The sequence below is a fragment of the Phycicoccus sonneratiae genome (assembly GCF_016887965.1).
Taxonomy (GTDB): Bacteria; Actinomycetota; Actinomycetes; order Actinomycetales; family Dermatophilaceae; genus Phycicoccus; species Phycicoccus sonneratiae.
The window spans coordinates 1-24,283 of sequence record NZ_JAFDVD010000009.1 but is presented as its reverse complement, the minus strand read 5'-3'; the positions used below and the strand labels follow the sequence as shown (position 1 = coordinate 24,283).

Sequence of the window (24,283 nt, the reverse complement as noted above, 5' to 3'; positions counted from 1 at the left end):
GCAGGGCTCAGGAACGGACGGTCGCGTAGCCGGCGGTGCTGACCACGACGCAGTAGTCGAGGTCGAGGCAGTCGATGCCGCGGAGCCCGCCCCTGGGGTCCACGAGCTCGGAGGTCCAGGTGCCGCCGGCCAGCGTGTACACGCGCCCGTCGTCGGCGCTCGCCCGGCAGGCGCCCTCCGACGGGCAGCTGATGCCGTGGAGGCCGACGTCGCCCGTGGTGATGTCGGTGGGCGCGGACCACGCGCCCTCCTCCAGGAGCGCGACCGTCCCGTCGACGCCGGCGATCGCGCACGCGCCCGGGGCCGAGCACGAGATGCGCCAGTCGGAGTAGGCCGTGCCGCCGACCTGGACGGGAGTGGTCCAGGCGGTTCCGTCCCACGTCGAGACCTTGCCGTAGTGGCTCACCGCGGCGCAGGACGTCGTCGTCGTGCAGTCGATCGCGGAGGTGACGAACCAGGTGCCGGTGCCGGGACCCTGGGACCACGTCGAGCCGTCCCAGAGGACGGTCCGGCTGCCGTTCTTGATCGCCACGCAGTGCGTCGGCGAGGTGCAGTCGAGGTCCGCCGCCGTGTAGTAGTCGTACTCCTGCGACCACGACGTGCCGTCGAAGCGCAGGATGTTGCCGAAGTCGTTCGAGCTGCCGGTGGTCGTCGCCGCGCAGAAGTCGTCGGTCGGGCAGGCGATGCCCGAGAGCAACCACGCCTGGTCGGTCTGGGTCGGCCGGGGGGCCTGCCACGCGCCGTCGCGCAGGAACACCGAGGACAGTCGCTCGTCGACGACCCCGCAGAAGCCGCGTGAGGAGCACGAGACGTCGAACGGGCGACCCTGCGGCGGTGCGACGGTCCACAGGGTCTCGGTGGTGCTGAACCGCACCATCACGGCGCCCGTCCCGTCTCCGGCGATGCCGATGCACGTGGTCGTGGTCGGGCAGACGGTGTCGGAGGCGGTGTTGACGTCGTCGACGTCCGGCTGCCACGAGCCGGTCCACAGCGCGTGACCGCCGAAGTTGTCGCTGACCCGGCAGAACGTGGTCGTCGGGCAGGACACCGACGAGATCCCGTTGGCCAGCCCCGGCAGGCTGACCTCCTGCCCCCAGGTCCCGTCGAGGTAGACCGCCGCATCCGTGTTGGAGGCGGCGATGCACAGGCCGGCCCGCGGGCAGTCGAGCTCGATCTCCTGACCGAGGCGGCTCTCCTGGTGCTGGACCCAGTCGCCACCGGTCCAGACGTAGGCGTTGCCGAACGGAGCCGCCGCCATGCAGAACGTCGTCGTCGGGCAGCTGATCCCACGGATCGACCCGGAGTCGACCTGGTCGGCGGTCCAGCTCCCCGCGGAGAGGCGCCAGACCGTCCCGTCGTCGCCGGAGACCGCGCAGAAGGTGGTCGTGGGGCACGTGACCTGGATGGGCCGGCCCTGGCCGGGGAGCGTCGCGGCGGCCGACCACGTCGTCCCGTCGAACGTCATGGTCCGCCGGTCCGACGTGACCGCGAGGCACCACGTCGTCGAGGTGCAGGTGAGGTCGGCGACGGCACCGCTCGGAGCCGGTGCCGCGGCCACCCAGGAGGTGCCGGTGTAGCGCCACGCGTTGCCCGCGTAGTCGAGCACCAGGCACCAGACGGCACTCACGCACGCCACGTCGGAGAGGTCCCCCTGCTCGCGGTCGACGAGGACGGGCTCGCCCCACGAGGCGGGCGCGGCGCCGCCGGCGACCGTGTGTCCGCTGGTGTCGGCGACGAGGTGGATGGTTCCGGTGGAGCCGTTGTGCAGGCTGATTCGGCCGTCGGTGCCGAGCTGGGTGACGGCGAGGTTGGCGATGGTGGTGCCGGCGGTGAAGTTGAGGGTGGAGGCGGTGGGTGCGGTGGTGCCGGTGGGGTAGGCGGTGAGATGGCCGCTCCGGGTGGCGCCGGTGACGGTGAGGTTGAGGGTGGCGGCGGTGGCGCCGGTGGTGGGGATGCCGCCGCGGCCGGCGACCTGGAGGGTGATGGTGCCGTTGGCGGGGACGCTGGCGGCCCGGGTGGCGCCGAGTCCGGTGCGGGTGTCGAGCAGCCGGGTCGGGGGCAGGACGCGGAAGGCGCCTGCGGCGGTGGGGGTTCCGCTGAGGTGGTAGCCGCTGGTGTCGGCGACGAGGTGGATGGTTCCGGTGGAGCCGTTGTGCAGGCTGATCCGGCCGTCGGTGCCGAGCTGGGTGACGGCGAGGTTGGCGATGGTGGTGCCGGCGGTGAAGTTGAGGGTGGAGGCGGTGGGTGCGGTGGTGCCGGTGGGGTAGGCGGTGAGGTGGCCGCTCCGGGTGGCGCCGGTGACGGTGAGGTTGAGGGTGGCGGCGGTGGCGCCGGTGGTGGGGATGCCGCCGCGGCCGGCGACCTGGAGGGTGATGGTGCCGTTGGCGGGGACGCTGGCGGCCCGGGTGGCGCCGAGTCCGGAGCGGGTGTCGAGCAGCCGGGTCGGGGGCAGCGCGCGGAACGTCCCCGGCTCGTCCACCGTCACGGCGGCCAAGGTGCCGGTGACGGACGTCCGGGCATCCAGCGCGCCCTGTGCCGGGACCGCGTGCGCCGGCACCGTGACGACCGTCGAGGCCAGCACGAGGCAGGCCAGCAGCCCCCACGCCCGTGCAACCGTTCGCCGCCTGTGCCGTCCCACCATGGGTGTCCCCTCCGTCGTCCGCCGTGAATCTAGCGGCGGCGGGACGGGCGGGACCAGCCCTTGGGGGCATCGTGTCGTTGCGAGTTCTCGCAACGCGGCGGCGGGCCCGAGCACGGGTGGCCGCCGGTCGGCGTCAGGGGGAGGGGAGGCGGCGCCAGCCGTCCTCGTCGGCCTCGAGCACGAGGTGCCCGCCACCGGGGAGGACGAGCTCGCGCGCGGTGACCCGAGGTGCCCCGACGAGCTCGGGCACGGTCGCCATCACCGCCCCGCCGTGCGAGACGACGAGGACCGTCTCGCCGCGATGGGCGTCGGCGACCTCCTCGAGCACCGCACGCACCCGCGCGACGACGTCGGCGACGCGCTCCCCGCCGGGGATGCGGGCCGTGTCGTCACCGCCGAGCCACGCCTCGAAGACCGGCCCGATGGCCGACGCCTCGTCGGTGGAGGTCCCGGCGATCGCCCCGACTCCGTACTCGCGCAGCCCCTCCCGGACGACGACGTCGACCCCGAGGACGCCGGCGGCGATCTCCGCAGTCTCCACCGCCCGCGACAGCGGGCTGCACCAGACCCGCGCGACGTGCTCGTCACGCAGCCGGTCACCGAGGGCCCGGGCCTGCGCTCGGCCGGTCGCGGTCAGCGACCCGCCGTCGTCGGTGGTCAGCCCGGTCTCGTACTCGGCCTCGCCGTGGCGCGCGAGGACGACGCGTGCGGGACAGTGCAGGTCGGGCACGTCAGCGGCGGCCGCCGCCGAGGATCCCGCCGAGCACGTCGCCGATGATGCTCCCCGCGTCGAGGCCGCCCGACGAGGGGGCCTTGCCGCTCGAACCGCCCTGCGCCGCACCGCCGGTGGCCGACCCCAGCACGTCCTTGAGCATGTCCTCGAGCGACCCCGGGCCGCCGCCGGACGAGCCTCCTCCGGGCAGCGAGGGGGAGGGGGCGGGCGTCCCGGCCGACCCGCCCGTCGACCCGCCACGCGACCCTCCGAGCACCCGGCCGGCGAGCCACGACAGGACCATCGGCGCGAGGATCGGGATGAGCTTCCTGACGAGGGCCCCGCCGACGCCCTGACCGGTGAGCGGCGACTCGCCGAGCCGGGCGGCCACGTCGTCCTGGCGGTCACCGAAGATGTGGCCCGCGATCGCCGCACCGTCCTGCTCGTCGAGCTGCGCGAGGTCCGCACCCCCCGCGAGCAGGCCCGGGTCGTGCTGGCCGAGGGCGTCGAGCAGGGACCCCGCTCCGCCGCCCTGCGCGTTGGCGTCGAGCCCGCCCAGGAGGGCCGGGACGACGGCCGCGGCGGCCTGCCGCACGTCGTCCGGGGAGGCCCCGACCCGACCCGCGATGTCGTCGACCGGCAGGGCTCCGAGGATGTCGTCGTAGGCGCTCATGGGTGACCTCCCGTCCCGGGCGACCGGTCCGTCGCCGCGCGCCCAGCCAACCACGCGGGCCCGCCCCGTGGCGAGGGTCGGGTGGGTCACGGCCGGGGTGACCGCGCGAGCGGCCGGGTGCATGATCGGGACATGACCCGCGCAGCCCGAGACCGGACCCTGATCCTCCTGCGGCACGCGAAGGCCGAGCAGACCCTCGGGGTGCCGGACCACGACCGCGAGCTGACCCGGCGGGGCCGCAAGGACGCCGCGGCGGCCGGCCGGTGGCTCCACGAGCACGGCATCGGCGTCGACGAGGTCCTCTGCAGCACCGCCGACCGCACCCGGCAGACCTGCGAGGAGGTCTGGGCCGCCGGCTGCCCCGAGGCCGACGTGCACCACGACCGGCGGATCTACGACGCCTCGCCCGAGGCGCTGCTCGGGGTCATCCGCGAGGCCGACGACGACGCCGACGTCGTCATGCTCGTCGGCCACGCCCCCGGCGTCCCGGCGCTCGTCGAGCAGCTGGCCGACGGCCGGGGCAGCACCGACGGGCACCGGGCCCTCGCCGAGGGCTTCCCGACCTGCGGTCTCGCCGTCCTGCACTACGCGGGCCGCTGGGGCGACATCGACGTCGGCGACGCGAGCCTCGAGCGCTTCCACGTGGCCCGGGCCGACGACTGACGTCGCGGGTCGCCCGTCAGGGGGCCAGGCCGGTGGCGCCGGCCACCCACGCCCAGTAGCGGACCCGGTCGGCGAGGGCCGGGGTGGTGCCCGGCAGCACGCTCGTCGGACGCCTCCGGCGGTCGTGCCAGAGGTGGCCGCCCTCCGGAGCGGGCTCCGAGGCCACCACCCACGTCGTCGTGTCGACGCCCGCCGCGTCGGTGCGCAGCACCGGCCGCAGGGCCCTCGAGAACGCGGGCAGCGAGGCGTCGAGCCCGGGGGTGCGCGCCCAGCCGGGGTGCGTGGCGTGCACCGTCACCCCCTGCGGGGCCCAGCGCTCGGTGAGCACCGGCAGCAGCTCGACCTGGCCCCGCTTGCTGCGGGCGTAGGCCACCGAGCCGCTGTACGGCTCGTGCCGGTACTCGGGGTCGTCGGCGGGCAGGGCCTGGGTGTACATCCCGCCGGACGTGACGAGTACGACGCGTCCGGCGTCGGCGGCCAGGCCCGGCAGGAGCAGGTCGGTCATGAGCACCGGGCCGAGCACGTGGAGGGCCTGGGTCAGCTCGTGGCCCTGCGGCGACTCCGTGCGCCGCGCCGGCAGCGCCCCGGCGTTGTGCACCACCGCCCGCAGCGGCAGGTCGGCGGCGAGGAAGCGGCCGGCGAACGTGCGCACCGAGTCGAGGTCGGCGGCGTCGCACCACCACACCCGGGCCGCGCCGGGTCGACCGGCCGCGGCGTCGACCTCGGCGGCGACCCGCTCGCCCTTCGTGGTGTCGCGGACGACGAGATGCACGGTGGCGCCGAGCGCGGCGAGGTCGAGCGCGGTGCGCCGGCCGAGCCCGGAGGTGGCCCCGGTGACGGCGACGTGCCGCCCGGCCAGCGCCCCGGGAGCGGGGTCGGCGGGCCAGCCCGGCAGGCGCCGCCGCAGGCCGAGGCCGACGGCGGTGAACCCGGGGACGACGGTGCGGTCGAGGGCGGTGTCGACGATGCGGGAGAACAGCTCGGGCACGGGCCGCGTCGTCACATCAGGGCCTGCATGGCGGCGGTGGCGCCCCGCAGGTAGCGCTCGACGACCGCGCGCTCGGCGGGGGAGAGGGCGGCGTCGACCTCGGCGAGGCCGGCGAACATCGGCGCGAGGCGCCGGATGACCTCGAGGCGCCCGGACTCGGTGATGACGACCTCGGTGCGCCGGCGGTCGTCGGGGTGCGGCCGGCGCTCGACGTGCCCGCGCGAGGCGAGGCGGTCGACGACCCCGGAGGACGCGGCCGAGGTGACGCCGAGCACGCGGGCGAGCTCGACGGGCCCCATCGGGTGCTCGAAGAGGTGCCGCAGCGAGTGCAGCTCGGAGGTGGACAGCCCCGCCTTCCGGGCGACCTCGTGCGGGACCTGCGCGGCAACGTCCACGAGCTCCTGGAGCGCGTCGAGGGTCGCCGAGTTCCGGTACTGCGGAACGACGTCGGCCATGACCCGACTTGCGTGGTCGGGATGCTGCTCCGTAATATCCCTCACCTACTTAGTAATCAGGTGAATCACCTGGTTTCACGATTCTACCAAGGAGGACCACCGGTGGGACGGATCGCCGACCTCGTCACGCGTCGCTGGGTCGCCGGGCTGCTCGCCCTCGCGGCCCTCCTCGGAGCCGGAGCCGTCATCGGCGCCGTCGGCCAGGCGGAGAAGCCGGACGGCACGCTCACCGCCCTCCCGCTCGACTCCGAGAGCCGTGCCGCCGCCGAGCTGCGCGCGAAGCTCCCGGACGACGAGGGGTCGGCCGCGGTCGTCCTCTTCGCCCGGGACGGAGCCCTCACCGACGCCGACCGCGCGGCGATCGAGGGGGCGGCCCGCTCGCTCCCGGGCGCCACCGGGATGCCGCCCCAGGTCAGCGAGGACGGCACGGCGGCGGTCGTCGTCGTGCCCGTCGAGTCGGGGGACGCCACTCGCACGGCCGACACCGTGGCCGACATCCGCGCCGCCGCCTCGGCCGACCTGCCGGACGGGCTGACCGCCCAGGTCACCGGTCCCGCGGCCATCCAGGCCGACCTCGCGGGGGTCTTCGACGGCGCGAACACCCGGCTCCTGCTGGCCACCGCCTCGGTCGTCGCCCTCCTCCTCGTCATCACCTACCGCAGCCCGGTCCTCTGGCTCGTGCCGCTCACCGTCGTCGGCGTCGCCGACCAGCTGGCCGCCGTCCTCGCCACCCGCACCCTCGCCGTGTTCGACGTCGCCTGGGACGAGTCGACGGTCGGCATCCTCTCGGTCCTCGTCTTCGGCGCCGGCACCGACTACGCCCTCCTGCTCATCTCGCGCTACCGCGACGAGCTGCGCACCACCGAGGACCGCCGGGCCGCGATGGCCCACGCCCTGCGCCGCACGACCGAGGCCGTGCTGTCGAGCGCCTCGACGGTGGTCCTCGGCCTGCTCACCCTGCTCCTCTCCGCCTTCCCCGCGACCCGGGGGCTCGGGCTCGCCTGCGCCGTCGGGGTCGTCGTCGCCGCGGCCTTCGCCCTCGTCGTCCTGCCGGCCGCCCTCGTCGTCTTCGGCCGCTGGGTGTTCTGGCCGAAGGTGCCCCACGTCGGCCAGACCGGTCTCGCCGACGCGCGCTCGCCGTGGCGCCGGGTCGGCGACGCGGTCGCCCAGCGGCCGGTGGCCGTCGTCGCGGTCGTCCTCGTCGGGCTCGCGGTCGCGGCCGGCGGCATCACCCAGATCCGCGCCGGCCTCTCGACCGCCGACCAGTTCCTCGACACCCCGGAGTCGATCACCGCGTCGCAGCGCTACGCGGAGTCGTTCCCGGCCGGCTCGGTCGACCCCGTCGTCGTCATGTCGACCGGTGACGAGGCCGCCGGGAAGGCCCTCGTCGAGACGGTGACCGCCGTCGAGGGTGTCGAGTCCGCCCGCGTCGTCGCGAGCGGTGGGGGAGTGGTCGAGGTCGACGCCGTCCTCACCGGCACCCCCGGCTCGGACGAGGTGCGCGACAACGTCGTCGCCCTGCGCGAGGCCCTGGCCGACAGCCCCAGCACGCACGTCGGCGGCACCGAGGCCGAGGCGGTCGACACCGCCGACGCCTCGAACCGCGACCGCGGCCTCATCCTGCCGCTCATCCTCGGGCTCGTCGTCGTGGCCCTCGGTGCCCTGCTGCGCAGCGTCGTCGCCCCCGTCGTGCTCGTGGCGACGGTCGTCGGCACCTACCTCGCGAGCCTCGGCGCGAGCTGGGTCCTCTTCACCCAGGTCCTCGGCTTCGAGCGCCTCGACGAGGGGGTGCCGCTGCTGGCCTTCGTCTTCCTCGTGGCCCTCGGCGTCGACTACAACATCTTCCTCGTGACCCGGGCCGCCGAGGAGGCCCGCGGCCACGGACCGCGCGAGGGGATGCTGCGCTCGCTCGCGGCGACCGGCGGCGTCATCACCAGCGCCGGCGTCCTCCTCGCGGCCGTGTTCGCGGTCCTCGGGGTCCTGCCGCTCGTCGTGCTGGCCCAGCTCGGCGTCATCATCTGCGTCGGGGTCCTCCTCGACACCCTCGTCGTGCGGACCCTCCTCGTCCCGGCGCTCGGTGTCCTGCTCGGCGACCGGTTCTGGTGGCCGCGCCGGGTCGGGACCCCCGCGCCGGCCGAGGAGCCCGTGCGGGTGGACGCGTGAGCGCCCGCGTCGCGCTCGCCGCTGCCGTCGTCCTGCTCGTCGCGGTCTACGCCGTGCTCTCGCAGCGCTGGGTCTCGGCCGACCCGGGCTGGTACGACGCGCTGCCGAAGCCTCCGTGGCAGCCGCCGCCGTGGGTCTTCGGGGTGGCGTGGCCGCTCAACTTCCTCGCGCTCCTCGTGAGCGGCGTCGCCGTCGCGTGGACGCGGCCCGGCGGTGACGCCCTCCGCTTCCTCGTCGTGCTCGCGGTGTCGGTCGCCGCGGCGCTGGCCTGGGCGCACGAGTTCTACGTCCCGCACGAGCTGGGGCGTGCGGCCGCGGCCCTCGCCGTGGCCATGCTGCTCACCTGGCTGCTCGTCGGCGTGGCCGGCGCCTCGCTCCCGTGGGCCGGGTGGGTCCTCGTGCCGTACGCGGTCTGGATGACCGTCGCGACCTCGCTCTCCGTGGGCTACTGGCGGCTGGTCCCCGGGAGCGCCTGAGCCGGCCCCGTCGCGCCGCTATCCTGACGCCCATGGGGGAGCCGGTGGGGTGGAGGGGACGTGCGCGCTCCGGTGCCGTCGGCTGGGCCTCGAGCCGCAGCTACCGCGAGTACGGGCTGATGGCCGGCCTCGCCGTGCTGCTCGTCAGCGGCGCCTTCGGCGGGCTGCGCGACACCCCGGAGGAGTCGCCGACGCTGGTGCCCCGCACGGCGGTCGAGGTCGCCCCGTTCACGGTCTCGGTCGAGCGGGTGCGGGTCGGCCGCGACCTCGGGGTCGGCTCGATCGGCAAGCCCGCGGGTCGCTACCTGCTCGTCAGCGCCCGGGTCTCGACCGACGACACCGCCTCGGTGCCCTACCAGGCCCTGCTCGACCTCGTCCGGCTCGAGGGGGCGCAGGGGCTCGTCCCACCGAGCCGCCGGGCCGGCGCGCCGCTGCCCGACCCGGCCACCGTGGCCCCCAGGACCATCGTCTCCACCGACGACGCCGAGCCGATGGGCGACATCGCGCCGGGCCTGACCTACCCCGTCGCCTTCCTCTTCGAGCAGGCGCCGAGCGCGCCGACGCCCGACGAGGTCACCGTCGTCCTCGACGCCCACACCTGGCGGAAGAGCTTCATCGAGGAGCGGATGGGGTGGTTCGACCCCACGCCGGCCGCCCGTGGCGCCTTCCCCGTGCTTCCCTACGAGCCCGCGCCCGACCCGTCCCCCTCGGCGAGCACCGGATGAGCCGCCTGCGCCGCGCCGTCGTCCTCCCGGGTCGCGAGGGCCTGCTGACGGTCGTCCTCGTCGTCGCCGCGCTCGCCGCCGGGCGGGCCGTCGAGGCGTGGACCCCCGACGACCGCGACGGCTTCGGGCGGCCGTTCGTCCACGAGGCGGCCGTCGGCGACACGGTGTCGCTGCGCTACGCCGAGGTCCGGGCCGACCGCGTCGACGGCGCCCCCGTCCTCGACCGGGGCGCCCTGGCGCCGATGAAGTCGCCCGGCCTCTGGGTGGTCACCACGCTCACCGTCACCCCGACGCTCGACAACCTCGTGCTCGCCAACGCCTCGCTCGTCGACGGCCGCGGCCGCGAGCTGCAGCTCGGCGGGCGCAACGTCCGGCTCTGCGCCGCCGCGACGCCCGGGGTCGCGACGGCCTGCGTCGTCGCCTTCGAGGTCCCGGTCGACGCCGCCGCGGGGTCACGCCTGCGGGTCGCCCGCTCGGCCCAGGAGATCCGGGGTGACGACCTGCTCGAGGTCGACCTGGGCATCACGGCCGCGGAGGCCCGCGGCTGGGCCGCCCGCACGGACCGCGTGTCGGCGCAGATCCCGCCGGCGCTCGACCCCACCACCGGGACGCGCCCGACGGAGGCGCCGTGAGCACGTTCCTGCGCCGCAACCGGCGCGCCCTGGTCGCCCTGCCGTTCCTCCTCGCGCTGGCCGTCGCCGCGAGCAGCCAGCGGATGGTCACCCTGTGGTGGCCCAACGGCATGAACGACCGGATCGCGGTGGACGACACCGGGACCGCCCGGTTCGAGGGTGACGTCGAGCTCCAGTCCTCCGTGCAGCACCAGCGCATCGCCGTCCGGTTCGTCGAGGCAGCGCCCGTCGACCGGATGCGCATGTCGCTCGACGAGGAGGTCCCGGTGCCGCCGGGGTTCCGGGCCGTCCGCGTCCGCATCCACGTCGAGACCGCGCCGACGGCGGTCATCACCACCTGTCAGGTCCTGCTGCGCGACGAGAACGGGGCCACCTGGGCGGCCGGGACGACGATGTTCGACGGAGGCCTCGCCGACCTCGCCTCGTGCCAGCCCCTCGGCGTGCAGAACCCGAGCGGCTTCGACATCGACCGGGAGCAGGACCGGGACGCGGACCCCGAGGACCGCCTGCCTCCCCGGCCCGCGGCCTTCGAGCGCGACGCGGTCTTCGTGCTGCCGGAGGCCGCCCGCCCGACGACGGTGCGGGTGAGCCCGGACCTGCGTCAGTTCGCCGAGTGGCCGCTGCCCGCGGGGGCCGCCGCCGCCGGGACGACCGGACCCTGATCCGGAGCGACCACCCGGTCGCCCGCCCGCAGCCCGCCGACGACCCGGCCGAGGGCGGCCGTCAGCAGCGCGACGAGCGCCACCGAGCGCGCCACGTCCCCGAGGATCGACAGGATCGGCGAGAGGAAGATGGCCGTCGTGCCCTCCCGCGGGCCGACGACCGCCCGGACCAGCACGTCGACGCCGACCCCCACCTGCTCGGCGAGCAGGAAGGCGACGCAGAACATGAGCATCGGCACGAGCCCCGCGACGGTGAGCAGCCGGACCCCGCGGGCGAGCGCCCCGAACCGGTCGCGCACCGACGCCGTCGCCTCGTCGACGCCGCGGGTGACCCACGACGGCGACCGGTGCCGCCAGCGCGAGGCGCGGGCGGCACGGTCGGGGGCGACGAGCTCCTGACCGAAGACCACCGCGCCGACGGTGAGCCAGGCGATGGGGAGGACGACGGTCTGGTCGGCGTTCGCGAGGAGGTCGGCGACCCGCTGCCCGAGGGCGCGGACCGGCTCGGTGAGCGGTCCGAGCAGGCCGGTGAGGTCCTGCCAGCGCTCGAGCGCCCACGTCGTCAGCTGCCGGTCGAGGAGCCAGGCGCCGGCCTCGCCCTTGTAGCGCGACACCTGGCCGGCGAGGAGGAAGACCCACAGCACCTCGACGTAGGCGGCCGCGAGCCCGAAGGTCAGGTGGCGGGCCGGGAGGCGGAACCGGTCGAGCGCCGTCCGGAGGACGAAGGCCACGGCGACGAGCGCGAACAGCCCTGCGCCCGAGACGAGCAGCGCCCGCTCGGTGTCGATGTCGGGGTTCCAGAAGCTGGCGTTGAGGAACTCGTCGGCCGTCGTCGTGTTGACGAACTCGCGGCGGTCCTGCTCGAGCTGGTCCTGCGACACGTAGAGCGTGAGGAACGGCAGGAGGGTGCTCGCGAGCAGGACGAGCCGGCCCTGGAGCCGCGACCCGGGGTGCGGCTCGACGAGCGTCGCGAGCGTCGGCTCGTGCTGGCCCGCGTACCGGAGCATGAGGACGAGGGCGACGAGCGAGCTGATGGGGACCAGCGGCAGGAGCACGGCGGCGAGGAGGCCGTGGTCGGCGCTGAGCCACACGCACAGCCAGAGGAAGCCGTTGTGGCCGGCGACGCCGACGAGGGCGATCGCCGCGAGCACCGGCCAGTGGCCGAGCGCGATGCGCAGGGCGTCGCGCAGCACGGCCACCGCCGACCCGACCGCCACCCCCAAGGACCCCACGGGGAGGATCGTAGGGCCTCGGCGGCCCCACCGGGTCGAGTGTCGGGACACCCCGGCGGGGGGCGTGCCCCGAACCTAGGATGACGGGCATGACGAGCACCCCGGACATCAAGCCCCGCAGCCGCGACGTCACCGACGGCCTCGAGAAGACCGCCGCGCGGGGGATGCTCCGGGCCGTCGGCCTCGGCGACGACGACTTCGCCAAGCCGCAGGTCGGGGTGGCGAGCTCGTGGAACGAGATCACACCCTGCAACCTCTCCCTCGACCGGCTCGCCCAGGCGGTCAAGGACGGCGTGCACGCCGGCGGCGGCTACCCGCTGGAGTTCGGCACCATTTCGGTCAGCGACGGCATCTCGATGGGCCACGAGGGGATGCACTTCTCGCTCGTCAGTCGCGAGGTCATCGCCGACTCCGTCGAGACGGTGATGAACGCCGAGCGGCTCGACGGCTCGGTGCTGCTGGCCGGCTGCGACAAGTCGCTGCCCGGCATGCTCATGGCCGCCGCCCGCCTCGACCTGTCGTCGGTCTTCCTCTACGCCGGGTCGATCCTGCCCGGCATCGCCAAGCTCTCCGACGGCACCGAGAAGACGGTGACGATCATCGACGCCTTCGAGGCCGTCGGTGCCTGCGCCCGCGGGCTGATGAGCCGCGAGGACGTCGACGCCATCGAGCGGGCCATCTGCCCCGGCGAGGGCGCCTGCGGCGGCATGTACACGGCGAACACGATGGCCTCGGTCGCCGAGGCCATCGGGATGTCGCTGCCCGGCTCGGCGGCCCCGCCGGCCACGGACCGCCGCCGGGACGGGTTCGCCCGCAAGAGCGGTGAGGCCGTCGTCGAGCTGCTCCGCCGGGGCATCACGGCCCGCGACATCATGACCAAGGAGGCGTTCGAGAACGCCATCGCCGTCGTCATGGCCTTCGGCGGCTCGACGAACGCGGTGCTCCACCTGCTGGCCATCGCGCACGAGGCCGACGTCGACCTGACCCTCGAGGACTTCCGGCGGGTCGGCGCCCGCGTGCCGCACCTGGCCGACGTCAAGCCCTTCGGCTCCTACGTGATGACCGACGTCGACCGCGTGGGGGGCGTGCCGGTCGTCATGCGCGCGCTGCTCGATGCCGGTCTGCTGCACGGCGACTGCCTCACCGTCACCGGTCGCACGATGGCCGAGAACCTCGCCGACATCGCGCCGCCGGACGTCGACGGCAAGGTCGTCCGGGCGATGTCCGAGCCGATCCACCGCACCGGCGGCATCACGATCCTCACCGGGTCGCTGGCGCCGGAGGGTGCGGTGGTGAAGTCCGCCGGCTTCGACTCCGACGTCTTCGAGGGCACCGCCCGGGTCTTCGACGGCGAGCGGGCCGCGATGGACTCCGTCGAGGACGGCACGCTCGCCGCCGGCGACGTCGTCGTCATCCGCTACGAGGGGCCCAAGGGCGGCCCCGGGATGCGCGAGATGCTCGCCGTCACCGGTGCGATCAAGGGCGCCGGCCTCGGCAAGGACGTCCTCCTCCTCACCGACGGCCGGTTCTCCGGCGGCACCACCGGCCTGTGCGTCGGGCACGTCGCCCCCGAGGCCGTCGACGAGGGCCCGATCGCGTTCGTCCGCGACGGCGACCGCATCCGCCTCGACGTCGCCGCCGGCACCCTCGACCTGCTCGTCGACGACGAGGAGCTGGCCCGCCGCCGCGGTGACGGCGTCACCCACCCCGCGCCGAAGTACACCCGCGGCGTCCTCGCGAAGTACCGCAAGCTCGTGCAGAGCGCGAGCACGGGGGCCGTGTGTGACTGACGGTGCCCGGGGGGAGGGGCCGGCGCTCGAGCTCGTCGGCCTCGTCAAGGAGTTCCGCGGGCGCCGCGTCGTCCACGGGCTCTCGCTCTCGGTGCCGCGCGGGTCGCTGTTCGGGATGGTCGGCCCCAACGGCGCGGGCAAGACGACGACGCTGTCGATGGCCACCGGCCTGCTCCGGCCGGACGGCGGCACGGCCCGCGTGCTCGGCCACGACGTCTGGGCCGACCCCGCCGCCGCCAAGGCGGTCATGGGCGTCTCGCCCGACGGGCTGCGCCTCTTCGAGCAGCTCTCCGGTCGCGAGCTGCTGCACTACGTCGCCGACCTGCGCCGGATGCCGGTGGAGGAGAGCCGCCCCCGCGCCGAAGAGCTGCTGGCCGTCCTCGACCTCGCCGCCGACGCGAACACCGTCGTCGCCGACTACAGCGCCGGCATGGTCAAGAAGATCAGCCTCGCCGCGGCGCTCATCCACGCGCCCAGGCTGCTCGTGCTCGACGAGCCGTTCGAGGCCGTCGACCCGGTCTCGGGGCAGACCATCCGCACCATCCTCCGGCGCTACGTCGGCACCGGAGGCACGGTCGTCATGTCGAGCCACGTCATGGAGCTCGTCGAGGGGCTCTGCGACCGGGTGGCCGTCGTCGCGGGTGGGCGCGTCCTCGCCGACGACACCGTCGGGGCGCTGACGGCCGGCGGGTCGCTGCACGAGCGCTTCCTCGAGCTCGTCGGCGCCTCCGAGGTGTCCGGCGACGGGCTCACCTGGCTCGGCGGATGAGCGGCGGCCGCCCGTGACCCTCCTCGTCGTCCGGCTGCGGTTCACGATGTGGCGCACCGCGATGAGCCGCAGCTCGCTGCACCTCACGTCCTCGATCGTCGGGGGGCTCGTCGCCCTCGGGGTCGTCGCCCTGCTCGGGCCGGGCATCGCCGTCCTCTCGACGCGACCCCTGCGGCTCACGGCGCTCACCGTGCCGCTCTTCGCGACGTTCACGCTCATGTGGGTGGTGCTGAGCCTCGTCGCCACGGGGGTCGACAACGTCCTCGACCCGGCGCGCTTCACCGTCCTGCCGCTGCGCGCGCGCGAGCTGGCCCGGGGCCTGCTCGCCGCCGCCTACACCGGCATCCCGGCGGTGATGTTCGTCCTGCTCTCCCTCGCCCAGGTCGCGGCGTGGGGTGCGCACCCGGCGGCCCTCCCCGCCGCCCTCGTCGCGGCGGTGCTCGGCACGCTGACCGCCGTCCTCGGCTCGCGGGCGGTGACGAGCGCGCTCGCCCGGGTCATGGGCAGCCGGGGCGGCCGGCTCGTCGGCGCGGTGGCCGTCTCGCTCGTCACGCTCCTCCCGCTCGTGCTCAACCTCGTCCTGACCACCGGCGCCGTCGGCCCCGACCTGCGGACCTTCGATGCCGGACCCTCCGCCCGGGTCGCGTCGTGGACGCCTGTCGGCTGGGCGTGGGGCATGCCGTACGACGTCGCGACCGGCCGGTGGGCGGCGGCCGGGGTGCACCTCGTGCTCGCCGTCCTGCTCGTCGGGCTCCTCTGGGAGGTGTGGGTGCGCCAGCTGGCCCGCACGCTCACCTCCCCGATGACGGCCGGCGGCGGCCAGCGGATCGGCCGGGCCCGGCTGCTGCCGGCGGTGCTCGGGACCGGTCCGACGGCGACGATCGCCGCCCGGCGCATCCGGGCGTGGTACCGGGACAGCCGGCTCGTGAGCATCGCCCTGCGCACCGCCGTCCTCCCGGTGTTCTTCGTCGTCCAGTCCGCGCTCACCGGTGCCGGCGCCTTCGCCGGCACCGGGGTCGTCACGCTCGCCGTGTTCGCCGGGCTCACCCTGATGAACGACCTGGCCTTCGACGGCCCGGCGTGGTGGGTGCACGTGAGCACCGGGGTCCGGGGGTGGGAGGACCGGCTCGGCCGCGCCCTGGCCTCGACGATCGTCTTCGGGCCCGTCCTCGTCCTCACCTTCGTCGTCTCGGCCTCGCTCGGCCTGCTCCACCCGGTCGTGCCGTGGGCGTCGGTGTCGCTCGCGGCGTTCCTCGCCAGCCTGGGGCTCGCCGTCGGCGTCGGGGCGGTCCTGCCCGGCACGGCGCCCCGCACCGGTGGCAACCCCTTCGCGGCCTCCTCGGGCGGCGCGGCGCAGGGCTGCCTCACCGCGGTCGTCTCGTTCGTCGGGCCGCTCGTCCTCGTGCTCCCCGTCGGGGTCGCGGCCGTGCTGACGGCCGGGAGCCCCGTCGGGCGCTGGGTGGTCCTCGTCGTGGCCGGGGCCTACGGCGCCGTCCTCCTCGCGGCCGGGGTCGTGCTCGGCGGACGCCGCCTCGACCGGCGCGCCCCCGAGATGCTCGGGCAGCTCGCCTCGGCGCAGATCTGAGCGCCGGCCGGGGCTGATCAGGCCGGCTGCGGCGCGGTCTCGTCCTCCTCGCGGCGCACGGCGGCCACCGGGGCCCACCGGTCGTGGAGGGTGACGAGCAACGCGAGCAGGGTGAGGAAGAAGAGGGTGCCCCACAGCGGGATCGCGCCGGTCCCGAGCACCATCCGTGCGACGACGACGGCGACGACGTTGATCCCCAGCCGCAGCCCGAACGCGGCGAGCACGCCCTCGCGGCTGCCGATGCGGCGCACGAGCACGAGGCCGATCGCCGCGTTGAGGACGACGTAGGTGCCGGTGAAGGCCAGCACCTCGAGCGGCGAGGCGTCGAGCCCGGGGAGGATCTGGCCGTAGATGACGCAGAGCAGCCCGACGAGCAGGACCTTCTCGAGCGTCGGCCACGACCAGACGCGGTAGTGCGTGAGCATCCAGGCGTCGCGCTCGGCGGCGGTGTCCATCGCCTCCGGAGCGGGGTCGGCGACGAACCGCCAGCCGTGGTCGGGGGAGGGCATCCGGGGGATCACGACGAACCACGTCAGGGCCGCGACGACGAGCAACAGGACGACGAGCGCCGGTGCGGCCCACGGGATGTCGCGCAGGGTGTCGGTGAGGTCGAACTGCGCGATGTGGATCCACCACTCCTGCGGCAGCTTGACGACCACCCAGATCGCGGCGGCGCACAGCAGCCACCACCGCCGGTCGAAGCGGCGCGGGTCCCATCGGGTGCGCACCAGCTCGTAGGCGATGAAGAAGTACTCAAAGGTGTTCGGGAAGATCAGGAGGAGCGGTCGCCAGTGGGCCAGCTCGAAGGCGACGACCCCGACCATCCGGTAGAGGAAGAGGAAGCGGGCGATGTCGGCCGCCGACGACCGCGTCCAGTTGCGCATCGAGGCGAGGAACGCGATGGCGAGGTAGTAGACGTCCATCGCCTTGTCGTAGCCCTGGTAGCCGGGCGGGTCGAAGCCGAAGGTCTGGAACACCGTCTGGTCGACCCCGTCGACGACGAGGCAGGCGACGATGGCGGGCAGCGGCCAGCGGGGGATGGCCAGCGGCAGGAGGAACCGGACGAGGACGACGACTCCGAAGACGACGGTCTCGGTGGTCACGGGGACACCTCCTGGCGGTGGAGCACGGCGACGGCACCGGCGGCGCACACGGCCCCGGCGACGGTGAGGAGCAGGCGCTCGGCGGCGAGCCCCGCGCCGGCGCCCACGAGGCCGCCCGACCCGACGAGGACGACCGCGGCGCTGCTCGTGGCGGCGACGAACCGGGTCTCGCGGACCACGGTCCAGGCCAGCCCGAGGACCGACAGCGCGCCGGCGAGGACCAGCGAGACCGCGGTGGGCAGGAACGCGACGGCGACGACCCCGGCGAGGACGCCGACCACGGTGCCCACGACCCGCTGCGCGGCCTGGGTGCCGGTCTGGTCGCGCGAGACGGCGAGGACGAGGGCGACGGCCACGACGAGCCAGTAGCCGTGGCCGAGGTGGAGCGCGGTCGTGACCACCGTTCCGGCACCGGCGACGAGCGCGGTGGCGGCGGCGTGCCGCCACGCCTCGTCGCGGGGAACCGGCTCGGCGGGCACCGACACGGGCAGCACCACGCCGAGCGCCACGACCGCGAGGGCACCGACACCGACCCACGCGGCGACGGTGGGGGCGGCGCCGCCCAGCGGCAGGCCGCTGCCGAGCGCCGCCAGCACGGGGAGGAACGTCCCGACGCGGGCGGCCCGGACGGTGAGGGGCGCCGGGGCGAGGGAGGCCAGCGCGACGACGGCGCCCGCGACGACCGGGCGCCCGGCGCCGAGCTGGCCCAGCGCGAAGGCGGCCGTCGCCAGCGCGGCGACCGACAGCCGCGACACCAACGGCAGGCCGGTGACCGCGGCCGTCAGCGCACCGAGGGCCCCGAGGAGGATGCCGAGCGCCGCCGCCCGACCGGCGAGACCGCCGACGGCCCCGGCGAGCGCTCCGACGACGAGCACGAGCCCGGCGGCGAGGGCGAGCACACGGGGCGGGGGCCACGGGACGTTCACGGGCGACCTCCGGGCGCCGGCGGGCGGGGCTGACGCGAGGCTAGCGTGACCAGCGCCACGGTCCCGGATGGTGGGACCGGCCGTCTCGCCGGTTGACACCCCCCGGGGCACGGGACGACAGTGTCCACGTGGCCCGAGTCCTCGTACTTCCGCAGCGCGCCTGACGCCCACGCACCAGGCGCGCTCCCTCCGTCGTCCCGCCACGGGACTGGAGGGTTTTTTTGTGCGCGGACCACGGACGACCAGCCCCCCACGGCGACCAGAGAGCGGTGACCCCGACGTGAGCGACACCCGACCGGCGACCCCGGCAGCCCTGCACCCCGCCCCGAGCCCTGCGCAGGTCGCGCAGCAGGCGCGGGCCCGCACCCCCGTCGAGGTCACGGGCGCGCAGAGCCTCGTGCTCTCGCTCGAGGCGATGGAGGTCGACACCGTCTTCGGCATCCCGGGCGGCACGATCCTCCCGGCGTACGACCCGCTCCTCGACTCGTCGAAGGTGCGCCACATCCTCGTCCGCCACGAGCAGGGCGCCGGCCACGCGGCCGAGGGGTACGCCGCGGCGACCGGCAAGGTCGGCGTCTGCATGGCGACCTCGGGCCCGGGCGCGACGAACCTCGTGACGCCGCTCGCCGACGCGTACATGGACTCGGTGCCGATCGTCGCCATCACCGGGCAGGTCGTCTCGTCCTCGATCGGCACGGACGCCTTCCAGGAGGCCGACATCCGCGGCATCACGATGCCGATCACGAAGCACAGCTACCTCGTCACCGACGGCGCCGACATCCCGCGCGTCATCGCCGAGGCCTTCCACATCGCGTCCACCGGGCGGCCCGGGCCGGTGCTCGTCGACATCCCCAAGGACGTGCTCCAGGCCCGCACGTCGTTCTCGTGGCCGCCGAAGATCGCCCTGCCCGGCTACCACCCGGTCACCCGCCCGCACGGCAAGCAGATCCGCGAGGCCGCCCGGCTCATCGCGGCCGCCGAGCGACCGGTCCTCTACGTCGGCGGTGGCGTCATCCGGGCGCGGGCCAGCGAAGAGCTGCGGCGCTTCGTCGAGCTGACGCAGATCCCCGTCGTGACGACCCTCATGGCGCGCGGTGCCCTCCCCGACAGCCACCCGCTGCACCTCGGCATGCCGGGGATGCACGGCTCGGTGGCCGCCGTCACCGGGCTCCAGAAGTCCGACCTCATCATCGCCCTCGGGGCGCGTTTCGACGACCGGGTCACCGGCCAGCTCTCGACCTTCGCCCCCGAGGCCCGGATCGTCCACGCCGACATCGACCCGGCCGAGATCAGCAAGAACCGCAAGGCCGACGTGCCGATCGTCGGCGACTGCCTCGCCGTCCTCACCGACCTCGCCGACGCCGTCGACGCCGACCTCGAGGCCGGCCGGGGCGGTGACTACGCCGAGTGGCGCGAGCGGGTCGCGGGCTGGAAGGAGACCTTCCCGGTCGGCTACACCCCGCCGGAGGACGGCACCCTCTCGCCGCAGCTCGTCATCGAGCGGCTCGGGGCCATCGCCGGCCCGGAGGCCGTGTACGTCGCCGGCGTCGGCCAGCACCAGATGTGGGCGGCGCAGTTCGTGCAGTACGAGCGCCCCAACGCGTGGCTGAACTCCGGTGGCCTCGGCACGATGGGCTACTCGGTTCCGGCCGCGATGGGCGCACAGGTCGGCGAGCCCGACCGGGTCGTCTGGGCCGTCGACGGCGACGGCTGCTTCCAGATGACCAACCAGGAGCTCGCGACCTGCGTCATCAACAACATCCCGATCAAGGTCGCGATCATCAACAACAGCTCGCTCGGGATGGTCCGCCAGTGGCAGACCCTCTTCTACAACGAGCGCTACTCCAACACCGACCTGCACACCTCGGTCGGCTCGCGGGTGCCCGACTTCGTCAAGCTCGCCGACGCCTACGGGTGCGTCGGGCTGCGCTGCGAGAGACCGGAGGACGTCGACGAGACGATCCGGCAGGCGATGGCGGTCACCGACCGGCCGGTCGTCGTCGACTTCGTCGTGCACCGCGACGCGATGGTCTGGCCGATGGTCCCCGCCGGCGTGAGCAACGACGCCATCCAGGTCGCCCGCGACACCGCGCCCCAGTGGGACCGCGAGGAGTCCGAGGCCATCGAGCAGGACACCGACGCCGACCACGACGGGCAGTGAGGACACACCGATGAGCAAGCACACCCTGTCCGTCCTCGTCGAGAACAAGCCCGGCGTCCTCGCGCGCATCGCGGCCCTGTTCTCCCGGCGCGGGTTCAACATCGACAGCCTCGCGGTGGGGGAGACCGAGCACCCCGAGGTCTCCCGGATGACCGTCGTCGTCGACGTCGAGGACCTGCCGCTCGAGCAGGTGACCAAGCAGCTGAACAAGCTCGTCGAGGTGCTCAAGGTCGTCGAGCTCGAGCCCGGCTCGGCCGTCCAGCGCCAGGTCATGCTCATCAAGGTCCGCGCCGACGCCGCGACCCGCAGCCAGGTCCTCGAGATGGTGCAGATGTTCCGCGCCAAGGTCGTCGACGTCGCGACCGAGAGCCTGACCATCGAGGCCACCGGCACGTCCGAGAAGCTCACCGCGCTGCTCGAGGTCCTCGAGCCGTTCGGCGTCCGCGAGCTCGTCCAGTCCGGGATGGTCGCCGTCGGCCGCGGGCCGCGCTCGATCACGGACCGGGCGCTCCGGACCGCCTGAGCGAGAACCACCTAGAGTCCCCACCAACCCCGAAGCACGTCACCCGAGCACGAAGGAGAGGCCTTTCCGATGGCCGAGATGTACTACGACGACGACGCCGACCTGTCGGTGATCCAGGGCCGCAAGGTCGCGGTCATCGGCTACGGCAGCCAGGGCCACGCGCACGCCCTCAACCTGCGCGACTCCGGGGTCGACGTGCGGGTCGGGCTCGCCGAGGGGTCGAAGTCCCGCGCCAAGGCCGAGGCCGAGGGGCTGACCGTCATGTCGGTCGCCGACGCCGTCCGCGAGGCCGACCTCGTGGTCATCCTCACGCCGGACCAGGTGCAGCGCGGTCTCTACGCGGCCGAGATCGAGCCGAACCTCAAGGAGGGTGCGGCGCTGCTCTTCGGGCACGGCTTCAACATCCGCTTCGGCTACATCCAGCCGCCGGCCGGCTCCGACGTGCTCATGGTGGCCCCGAAGGGCCCCGGCCACATCGTGCGCCGCGAGTTCGTCGACGGCCGCGGCGTGCCGGTGCTCCTCGCCGTCGAGCAGGACGCCTCGGGCTCGGCCTGGGACCTCGCGAAGTCCTACGGCAAGGCGATCGGCGGCCTGCGGGCCGGCGGCATCCGCACGACCTTCACCGAGGAGACCGAGACCGACCTGTTCGGCGAGCAGGCCGTGCTCTGCGGCGGTGCCTCGCAGCTCGTCATGTACGGCTTCGAGACGCTCGTCGAGGCCGGGTACCAGCCGGAGGTCGCCTACTTCGAGTGCCTCCACGAGCTCAAGCTCATCGTCGACCTCATGATCGAGGGCGGCATCGCCAAGCAGCGCTGGTCGGTCTCCGACACCGCCGAGTACGGCGACTACGTGTCCGGGCCGCGGGTCATCGACCCCCACGTCAAGGACAACATGAAGGCCGTGCTCGAGGACATCAAGAACGGTGCCTTCGCCAAGCGCTTCATCGACGACCAGGACGCCGGCGCACCGGAGTTCCAGGAGCTGCGCGCCAAGGGGGCTGCGCACCCCATCGAGGGCACCGGCCGCGAGCTGCGCCAGCTGATGGCCTGGGTCGACACCGACCGCGACAGCGACTACGTCGAGGGCTCGGCCGCCCGCTGACCCTCGTCCCCTCTCTCGGGGGAAGACGGACGGACCTAGGCTGGAGGCGTGCGTGACCTCGTCGACGGCTGGCCCTTCTGGGTCGTCCTCGTCGTGTTCTGGCTCGGGGCGACGGCCCGCGGCACGGCCACCTACTGGGTCGGGCGCGGCGTGCGCGCCGGGGGAGGGCGCACCCGCTGGGCGCACCACCTCGAGCGGCCGGCCGTCGCCCGGGCCGAGCGGTTCGTCCGGAAGGTCGGTCCGCCGGCCGTCACCCTCGGGTTCCTCACCATCGGGCTGCAGAGCGCCATCAACGCCTCGTCGGGGATGCTCCGGATGCCGCTGCGCCGCTTCCTGCCCGCGGTCGTCCTCGGGGCCCTCCTGTGGGCGGTGCTCTACACGACGGTCGGGCTGACCGTGGTCGACGCGGCGCTCGGGCGGGTGCCGTGGTGGTGGCTCCTCGGCGTCGCCGCGCTCGTCGGCGCCGTCGTGCTCGCCGCCCGTCGCCTGCGACGCCGGGTGGAGGCAGCGGGCGCCGACCGTTCCTGAGAGGCGACCACGATCACATCGTGGTCACCGGTGTCCACATGCTGGCGGACACCTACGATGGCGGGACCGGCACAGCGGCGTGCCGGACGACAGTCACCGCATCGGCGGACCCCACCAGACCACACCGAAGCAAGGGACCAGACACGTGACCAAGCCCGTCGTCCTCATCGCCGAGGAGCTCTCACCCGCGACCATCGACGCCCTCGGACCCGACTTCGAGGTGCGCCACACCGACGGCGCGGACCGCTCCCAGCTGCTGCCGGCCATCGCCGACGTCGACGCGATCCTCATCCGTTCCGCCACCAAGGTCGACGCCGAGGCGATCGCGGCCGCGAAGAACCTCAAGGTCGTCGCCCGCGCGGGCGTCGGGCTCGACAACGTCGACGTCGAGGCCGCCACGAAGGCCGGCGTCATGGTCGTCAACGCGCCGACCTCGAACATCACCTCGGCCGCCGAGCTCGCGGTCGGCCTGCTCCTGGCCTGCGCCCGCAACATCGCGCCGGCCAACGAGGTCCTCAAGGGCGGCAAGTGGGCCCGCAGCAAGTACGGCGGAGTCGAGCTCCTCGAGAAGAAGGTCGGCATCGTCGGCTTCGGACGCATCGGCCAGCTCGTCGCCGAGCGGCTCAAGGGCTTCGGCGTCGAGATCCTCGCCTACGACCCCTACGTCTCGGTGCAGCGCGCCGGCCAGCTCGGGGCACGCCTCGTCACCCTCGACGAGCTGCTCGCGCAGTCCGACTTCATCACGATCCACCTGCCGAAGACCCCCGAGACGATCGGGCTCATCGGCAAGGAGGCGCTGGCCAAGGTCAAGCCCACCGTGCGGATCGTCAACGCCGCGCGCGGCGGGGTGCTCGACGAGGAGGCGCTCGCCGAGGCCATCGCCGACGGCCGGGTCGCCGGCGCCGGGCTCGACGTCTTCGCCACCGAGCCGTGCACCGACAGCCCGCTGTTCGCGTTCGAGTCGGTCGTCGTCACCCCGCACCTCGGCGCCTCCACGGAGGAGGCCCAGGAGAAGGCCGGTGTCGCGGTGGCGAAGTCGGTCCGGCTGGCGCTCGGCGGCGACCTCGTCCCCGACGCCGTCAACGTCTCCGGCGGCGCCGTCGCCGAGGAGGTCCGCCCCGGCATCGACCTCGTCGAGAAGCTCGGCCGCGTCTTCACGGCCATTGCCGGCTCGGTGCCGGTGCAGCTCGACGTCGAGGTGCGCGGCGAGATCACCGCGCACGACGTCTCGGTCTGGGAGCTCTCGGCGCTCAAGGGCCTGTTCACCGACATTACCGAGGACCCGGTCACCTACGTCAACGCCCCGCTGCTCGCCAAGGAGCGCGGCCTGGAGTCGCGCCTCGTCACCGACGGCAGCAGCGAGGACTACCGCAACGTCACGACGCTGCGCGGCACGCTGGCCGACGGCACCGTCGTCTCGGTGGCCGGCACCCTCACCGGGCCGAAGATGGTCCAGAAGGTCATCGGCGTCCACGGCTACGACCTCGAGGTCCCGCTGAGCCGCCACCTCGCGTTCTTCTCCTACGTCGACCGGCCGGGCGTCATCGGCTCGATCGGCCGCCTGCTCGGCGACGCCGACGTCAACATCGCCGCGATGCAGGTCTCGCCGCACGACGCCGACGGCACCGCGATGGTCGCGCTGACCGTCGACCGGGAGATCCCGGACGAGGTCGTCGCCGGCATCGGCCGTGAGATCGGCGCGGACACCGTGCGGGTCGTCAACCTCGGCTGAGCCCCACCGCTCCCGGACGGCGGCCGGTCCCCTCGGGGGGCGG

The 24,283-nt window shown here is 74.4% G+C and carries 22 protein-coding genes; 14 read left to right on the top strand and 8 right to left on the bottom strand.

Features of this window, described 5'->3' with window-relative positions; translation table 11 throughout:
- Positions 1–7: 7 nt before the first annotated feature.
- The 3 genes from JQN70_RS09135 to JQN70_RS09125 all read right to left on the bottom strand — a co-directional run bounded on the left by JQN70_RS09135 (position 8) and on the right by JQN70_RS09125 (position 4,026).
- Entirely contained in the window at positions 8–2,641 is a 2,634-nt protein-coding gene (locus tag JQN70_RS09135) for a hypothetical protein (RefSeq protein ID WP_204131028.1), read from the bottom strand.
- A 133-nt stretch (positions 2,642–2,774) separates the two neighbouring features.
- A complete protein-coding gene (locus JQN70_RS09130; protein WP_204131027.1) occupies positions 2,775–3,371 on the bottom strand; it encodes a histidine phosphatase family protein in 597 nt (198 codons plus the stop codon).
- Position 3,372: 1 nt separating this feature from the next.
- Positions 3,373–4,026, bottom strand: a complete 654-nt coding sequence (locus JQN70_RS09125; protein WP_204131026.1) for a DUF937 domain-containing protein — start codon at positions 4,024–4,026, stop codon at positions 3,373–3,375.
- A gap of 132 nt (positions 4,027–4,158) precedes the next feature.
- On the opposite strand from JQN70_RS09125, the gene JQN70_RS09120 reads away from it, so the two are divergent.
- Positions 4,159–4,689 (top strand): SixA phosphatase family protein, encoded by a 531-nt coding sequence (locus JQN70_RS09120; protein ID WP_204131025.1) that lies wholly within the window; start codon positions 4,159–4,161, stop codon positions 4,687–4,689.
- A gap of 16 nt (positions 4,690–4,705) precedes the next feature.
- Here JQN70_RS09120 and JQN70_RS09115 read toward each other — a convergent pair whose 3' ends face one another.
- Together JQN70_RS09115 and JQN70_RS09110 are read right to left on the bottom strand one after the other, a co-directional pair.
- Positions 4,706–5,677: an SDR family NAD(P)-dependent oxidoreductase gene (locus JQN70_RS09115; protein ID WP_307835889.1), complete on the bottom strand. Its 972-nt coding sequence runs from the start codon at positions 5,675–5,677 to the stop codon at positions 4,706–4,708.
- 11 nt (positions 5,678–5,688) lie between these two features.
- Positions 5,689–6,132, bottom strand: a complete 444-nt coding sequence (locus JQN70_RS09110) for a MarR family winged helix-turn-helix transcriptional regulator (RefSeq protein ID WP_204131023.1) — start codon at positions 6,130–6,132, stop codon at positions 5,689–5,691.
- 102 nt (positions 6,133–6,234) lie between these two features.
- Between JQN70_RS09110 and JQN70_RS09105 the strand changes: the two genes are divergently transcribed.
- From JQN70_RS09105 to JQN70_RS09085, 5 genes are read left to right on the top strand one after another with little or no spacing between them, the layout of a single operon-like run.
- Complete coding sequence (locus tag JQN70_RS09105) at positions 6,235–8,295, top strand: MMPL family transporter (RefSeq protein ID WP_204131022.1); 2,061 nt, start codon at positions 6,235–6,237, stop codon at positions 8,293–8,295.
- Positions 8,292–8,771 carry a tryptophan-rich sensory protein gene (locus JQN70_RS09100; RefSeq protein WP_204131021.1) on the top strand — a complete coding sequence of 160 codons (480 nt, stop codon included), beginning with the start codon at positions 8,292–8,294 and terminating at the stop codon, positions 8,769–8,771. Before JQN70_RS09105 ends, JQN70_RS09100 begins: the two co-directional genes overlap by 4 nt.
- 32 nt (positions 8,772–8,803) lie before the next feature.
- Positions 8,804–9,496 carry a hypothetical protein gene (locus tag JQN70_RS09095; protein ID WP_204131020.1) on the top strand — a complete coding sequence of 231 codons (693 nt, stop codon included), beginning with the start codon at positions 8,804–8,806 and terminating at the stop codon, positions 9,494–9,496.
- Entirely contained in the window at positions 9,493–10,128 is a 636-nt protein-coding gene (locus JQN70_RS09090; RefSeq protein ID WP_204131019.1) for a hypothetical protein, read from the top strand. The genes JQN70_RS09095 and JQN70_RS09090 overlap by 4 nt, the downstream gene beginning before the upstream one ends.
- On the top strand, positions 10,125–10,790 hold the full coding sequence (locus tag JQN70_RS09085) for a hypothetical protein (protein WP_204131018.1): 666 nt from the start codon (positions 10,125–10,127) through the stop codon (positions 10,788–10,790). Before JQN70_RS09090 ends, JQN70_RS09085 begins: the two co-directional genes overlap by 4 nt.
- Here the strand turns inward: JQN70_RS09085 and JQN70_RS09080 are convergent.
- Positions 10,730–12,022 carry a hypothetical protein gene (locus JQN70_RS09080; RefSeq protein ID WP_204131017.1) on the bottom strand — a complete coding sequence of 431 codons (1,293 nt, stop codon included), beginning with the start codon at positions 12,020–12,022 and terminating at the stop codon, positions 10,730–10,732. The two genes, JQN70_RS09085 and JQN70_RS09080, sit on opposite strands and share 61 nt — an antisense overlap.
- A gap of 89 nt (positions 12,023–12,111) precedes the next feature.
- Here JQN70_RS09080 and ilvD point away from each other — a divergent pair, with 89 nt between their 5' ends.
- The 3 genes from ilvD to JQN70_RS09065 are packed head-to-tail and all read left to right on the top strand — an operon-like array spanning position 12,112 to position 16,166.
- A complete protein-coding gene (ilvD, locus tag JQN70_RS09075; RefSeq protein WP_239111349.1) occupies positions 12,112–13,812 on the top strand; it encodes a dihydroxy-acid dehydratase in 1,701 nt (566 codons plus the stop codon).
- Positions 13,805–14,581, top strand: coding sequence for an ABC transporter ATP-binding protein (locus JQN70_RS09070; protein ID WP_307835888.1), 777 nt, complete (start codon positions 13,805–13,807; stop codon positions 14,579–14,581). Before ilvD ends, JQN70_RS09070 begins: the two co-directional genes overlap by 8 nt.
- Before the next feature lie 13 nt (positions 14,582–14,594).
- Positions 14,595–16,166, top strand: a complete 1,572-nt coding sequence (locus tag JQN70_RS09065; protein ID WP_204131014.1) for a hypothetical protein — start codon at positions 14,595–14,597, stop codon at positions 16,164–16,166.
- Between the two features lie 17 nt (positions 16,167–16,183).
- Here the strand turns inward: JQN70_RS09065 and JQN70_RS09060 are convergent, their stop codons facing one another.
- Together JQN70_RS09060 and JQN70_RS09055 are read right to left on the bottom strand one after the other, a co-directional pair.
- Positions 16,184–17,269 carry a hypothetical protein gene (locus JQN70_RS09060; protein WP_204131013.1) on the bottom strand — a complete coding sequence of 362 codons (1,086 nt, stop codon included), beginning with the start codon at positions 17,267–17,269 and terminating at the stop codon, positions 16,184–16,186.
- Positions 17,266–18,195 (bottom strand): FUSC family protein, encoded by a 930-nt coding sequence (locus tag JQN70_RS09055; RefSeq protein WP_204131012.1) that lies wholly within the window; start codon positions 18,193–18,195, stop codon positions 17,266–17,268. Before JQN70_RS09055 ends, JQN70_RS09060 begins: the two co-directional genes overlap by 4 nt.
- Before the next feature lie 280 nt (positions 18,196–18,475).
- Between JQN70_RS09055 and JQN70_RS09050 the strand changes: the two genes are divergently transcribed.
- The 5 genes from JQN70_RS09050 to serA all read left to right on the top strand — a co-directional run bounded on the left by JQN70_RS09050 (position 18,476) and on the right by serA (position 24,240).
- Entirely contained in the window at positions 18,476–20,356 is a 1,881-nt protein-coding gene (locus JQN70_RS09050; protein WP_204131011.1) for an acetolactate synthase large subunit, read from the top strand.
- A 10-nt stretch (positions 20,357–20,366) separates the two neighbouring features.
- Positions 20,367–20,879 carry an acetolactate synthase small subunit gene (gene ilvN, locus JQN70_RS09045; protein WP_204131010.1) on the top strand — a complete coding sequence of 171 codons (513 nt, stop codon included), beginning with the start codon at positions 20,367–20,369 and terminating at the stop codon, positions 20,877–20,879.
- Between the two features lie 69 nt (positions 20,880–20,948).
- Entirely contained in the window at positions 20,949–21,980 is a 1,032-nt protein-coding gene (ilvC, locus tag JQN70_RS09040; RefSeq protein ID WP_204131009.1) for a ketol-acid reductoisomerase, read from the top strand.
- A 48-nt stretch (positions 21,981–22,028) separates the two neighbouring features.
- Positions 22,029–22,508, top strand: coding sequence for a DedA family protein (locus JQN70_RS09035; RefSeq protein ID WP_204131008.1), 480 nt, complete (start codon positions 22,029–22,031; stop codon positions 22,506–22,508).
- Between the two features lie 145 nt (positions 22,509–22,653).
- Positions 22,654–24,240 (top strand): phosphoglycerate dehydrogenase, encoded by a 1,587-nt coding sequence (gene serA, locus JQN70_RS09030; RefSeq protein ID WP_204131007.1) that lies wholly within the window; start codon positions 22,654–22,656, stop codon positions 24,238–24,240.
- Positions 24,241–24,283: the final 43 nt, after the last annotated feature.

What these genes read in the sequence shown, in the direction of transcription:
- ilvN (WP_204131010.1), top strand. Translation starts at nt 20,367, where the DNA reads ATGAGCAAGCACACCCTGTCCGTCCTCGTCGAGAACAAGCCCGGCGTC.
- JQN70_RS09120 (WP_204131025.1), top strand. Translation starts at nt 4,159, where the DNA reads ATGACCCGCGCAGCCCGAGACCGGACCCTGATCCTCCTGCGGCACGCG.
- ilvD (WP_239111349.1), top strand. Translation starts at nt 12,112, where the DNA reads ATGACGAGCACCCCGGACATCAAGCCCCGCAGCCGCGACGTCACCGAC.
- JQN70_RS09110 (WP_204131023.1), bottom strand. Translation starts at nt 6,132, where the DNA reads ATGGCCGACGTCGTTCCGCAGTACCGGAACTCGGCGACCCTCGACGCG.
- ilvC (WP_204131009.1), top strand. Translation starts at nt 20,949, where the DNA reads ATGGCCGAGATGTACTACGACGACGACGCCGACCTGTCGGTGATCCAG.
- JQN70_RS09095 (WP_204131020.1), top strand. Translation starts at nt 8,804, where the DNA reads ATGGGGGAGCCGGTGGGGTGGAGGGGACGTGCGCGCTCCGGTGCCGTC.
- JQN70_RS09135 (WP_204131028.1), bottom strand. Translation starts at nt 2,641, where the DNA reads ATGGTGGGACGGCACAGGCGGCGAACGGTTGCACGGGCGTGGGGGCTG.
- JQN70_RS09125 (WP_204131026.1), bottom strand. Translation starts at nt 4,026, where the DNA reads ATGAGCGCCTACGACGACATCCTCGGAGCCCTGCCGGTCGACGACATC.
- JQN70_RS09090 (WP_204131019.1), top strand. Translation starts at nt 9,493, where the DNA reads ATGAGCCGCCTGCGCCGCGCCGTCGTCCTCCCGGGTCGCGAGGGCCTG.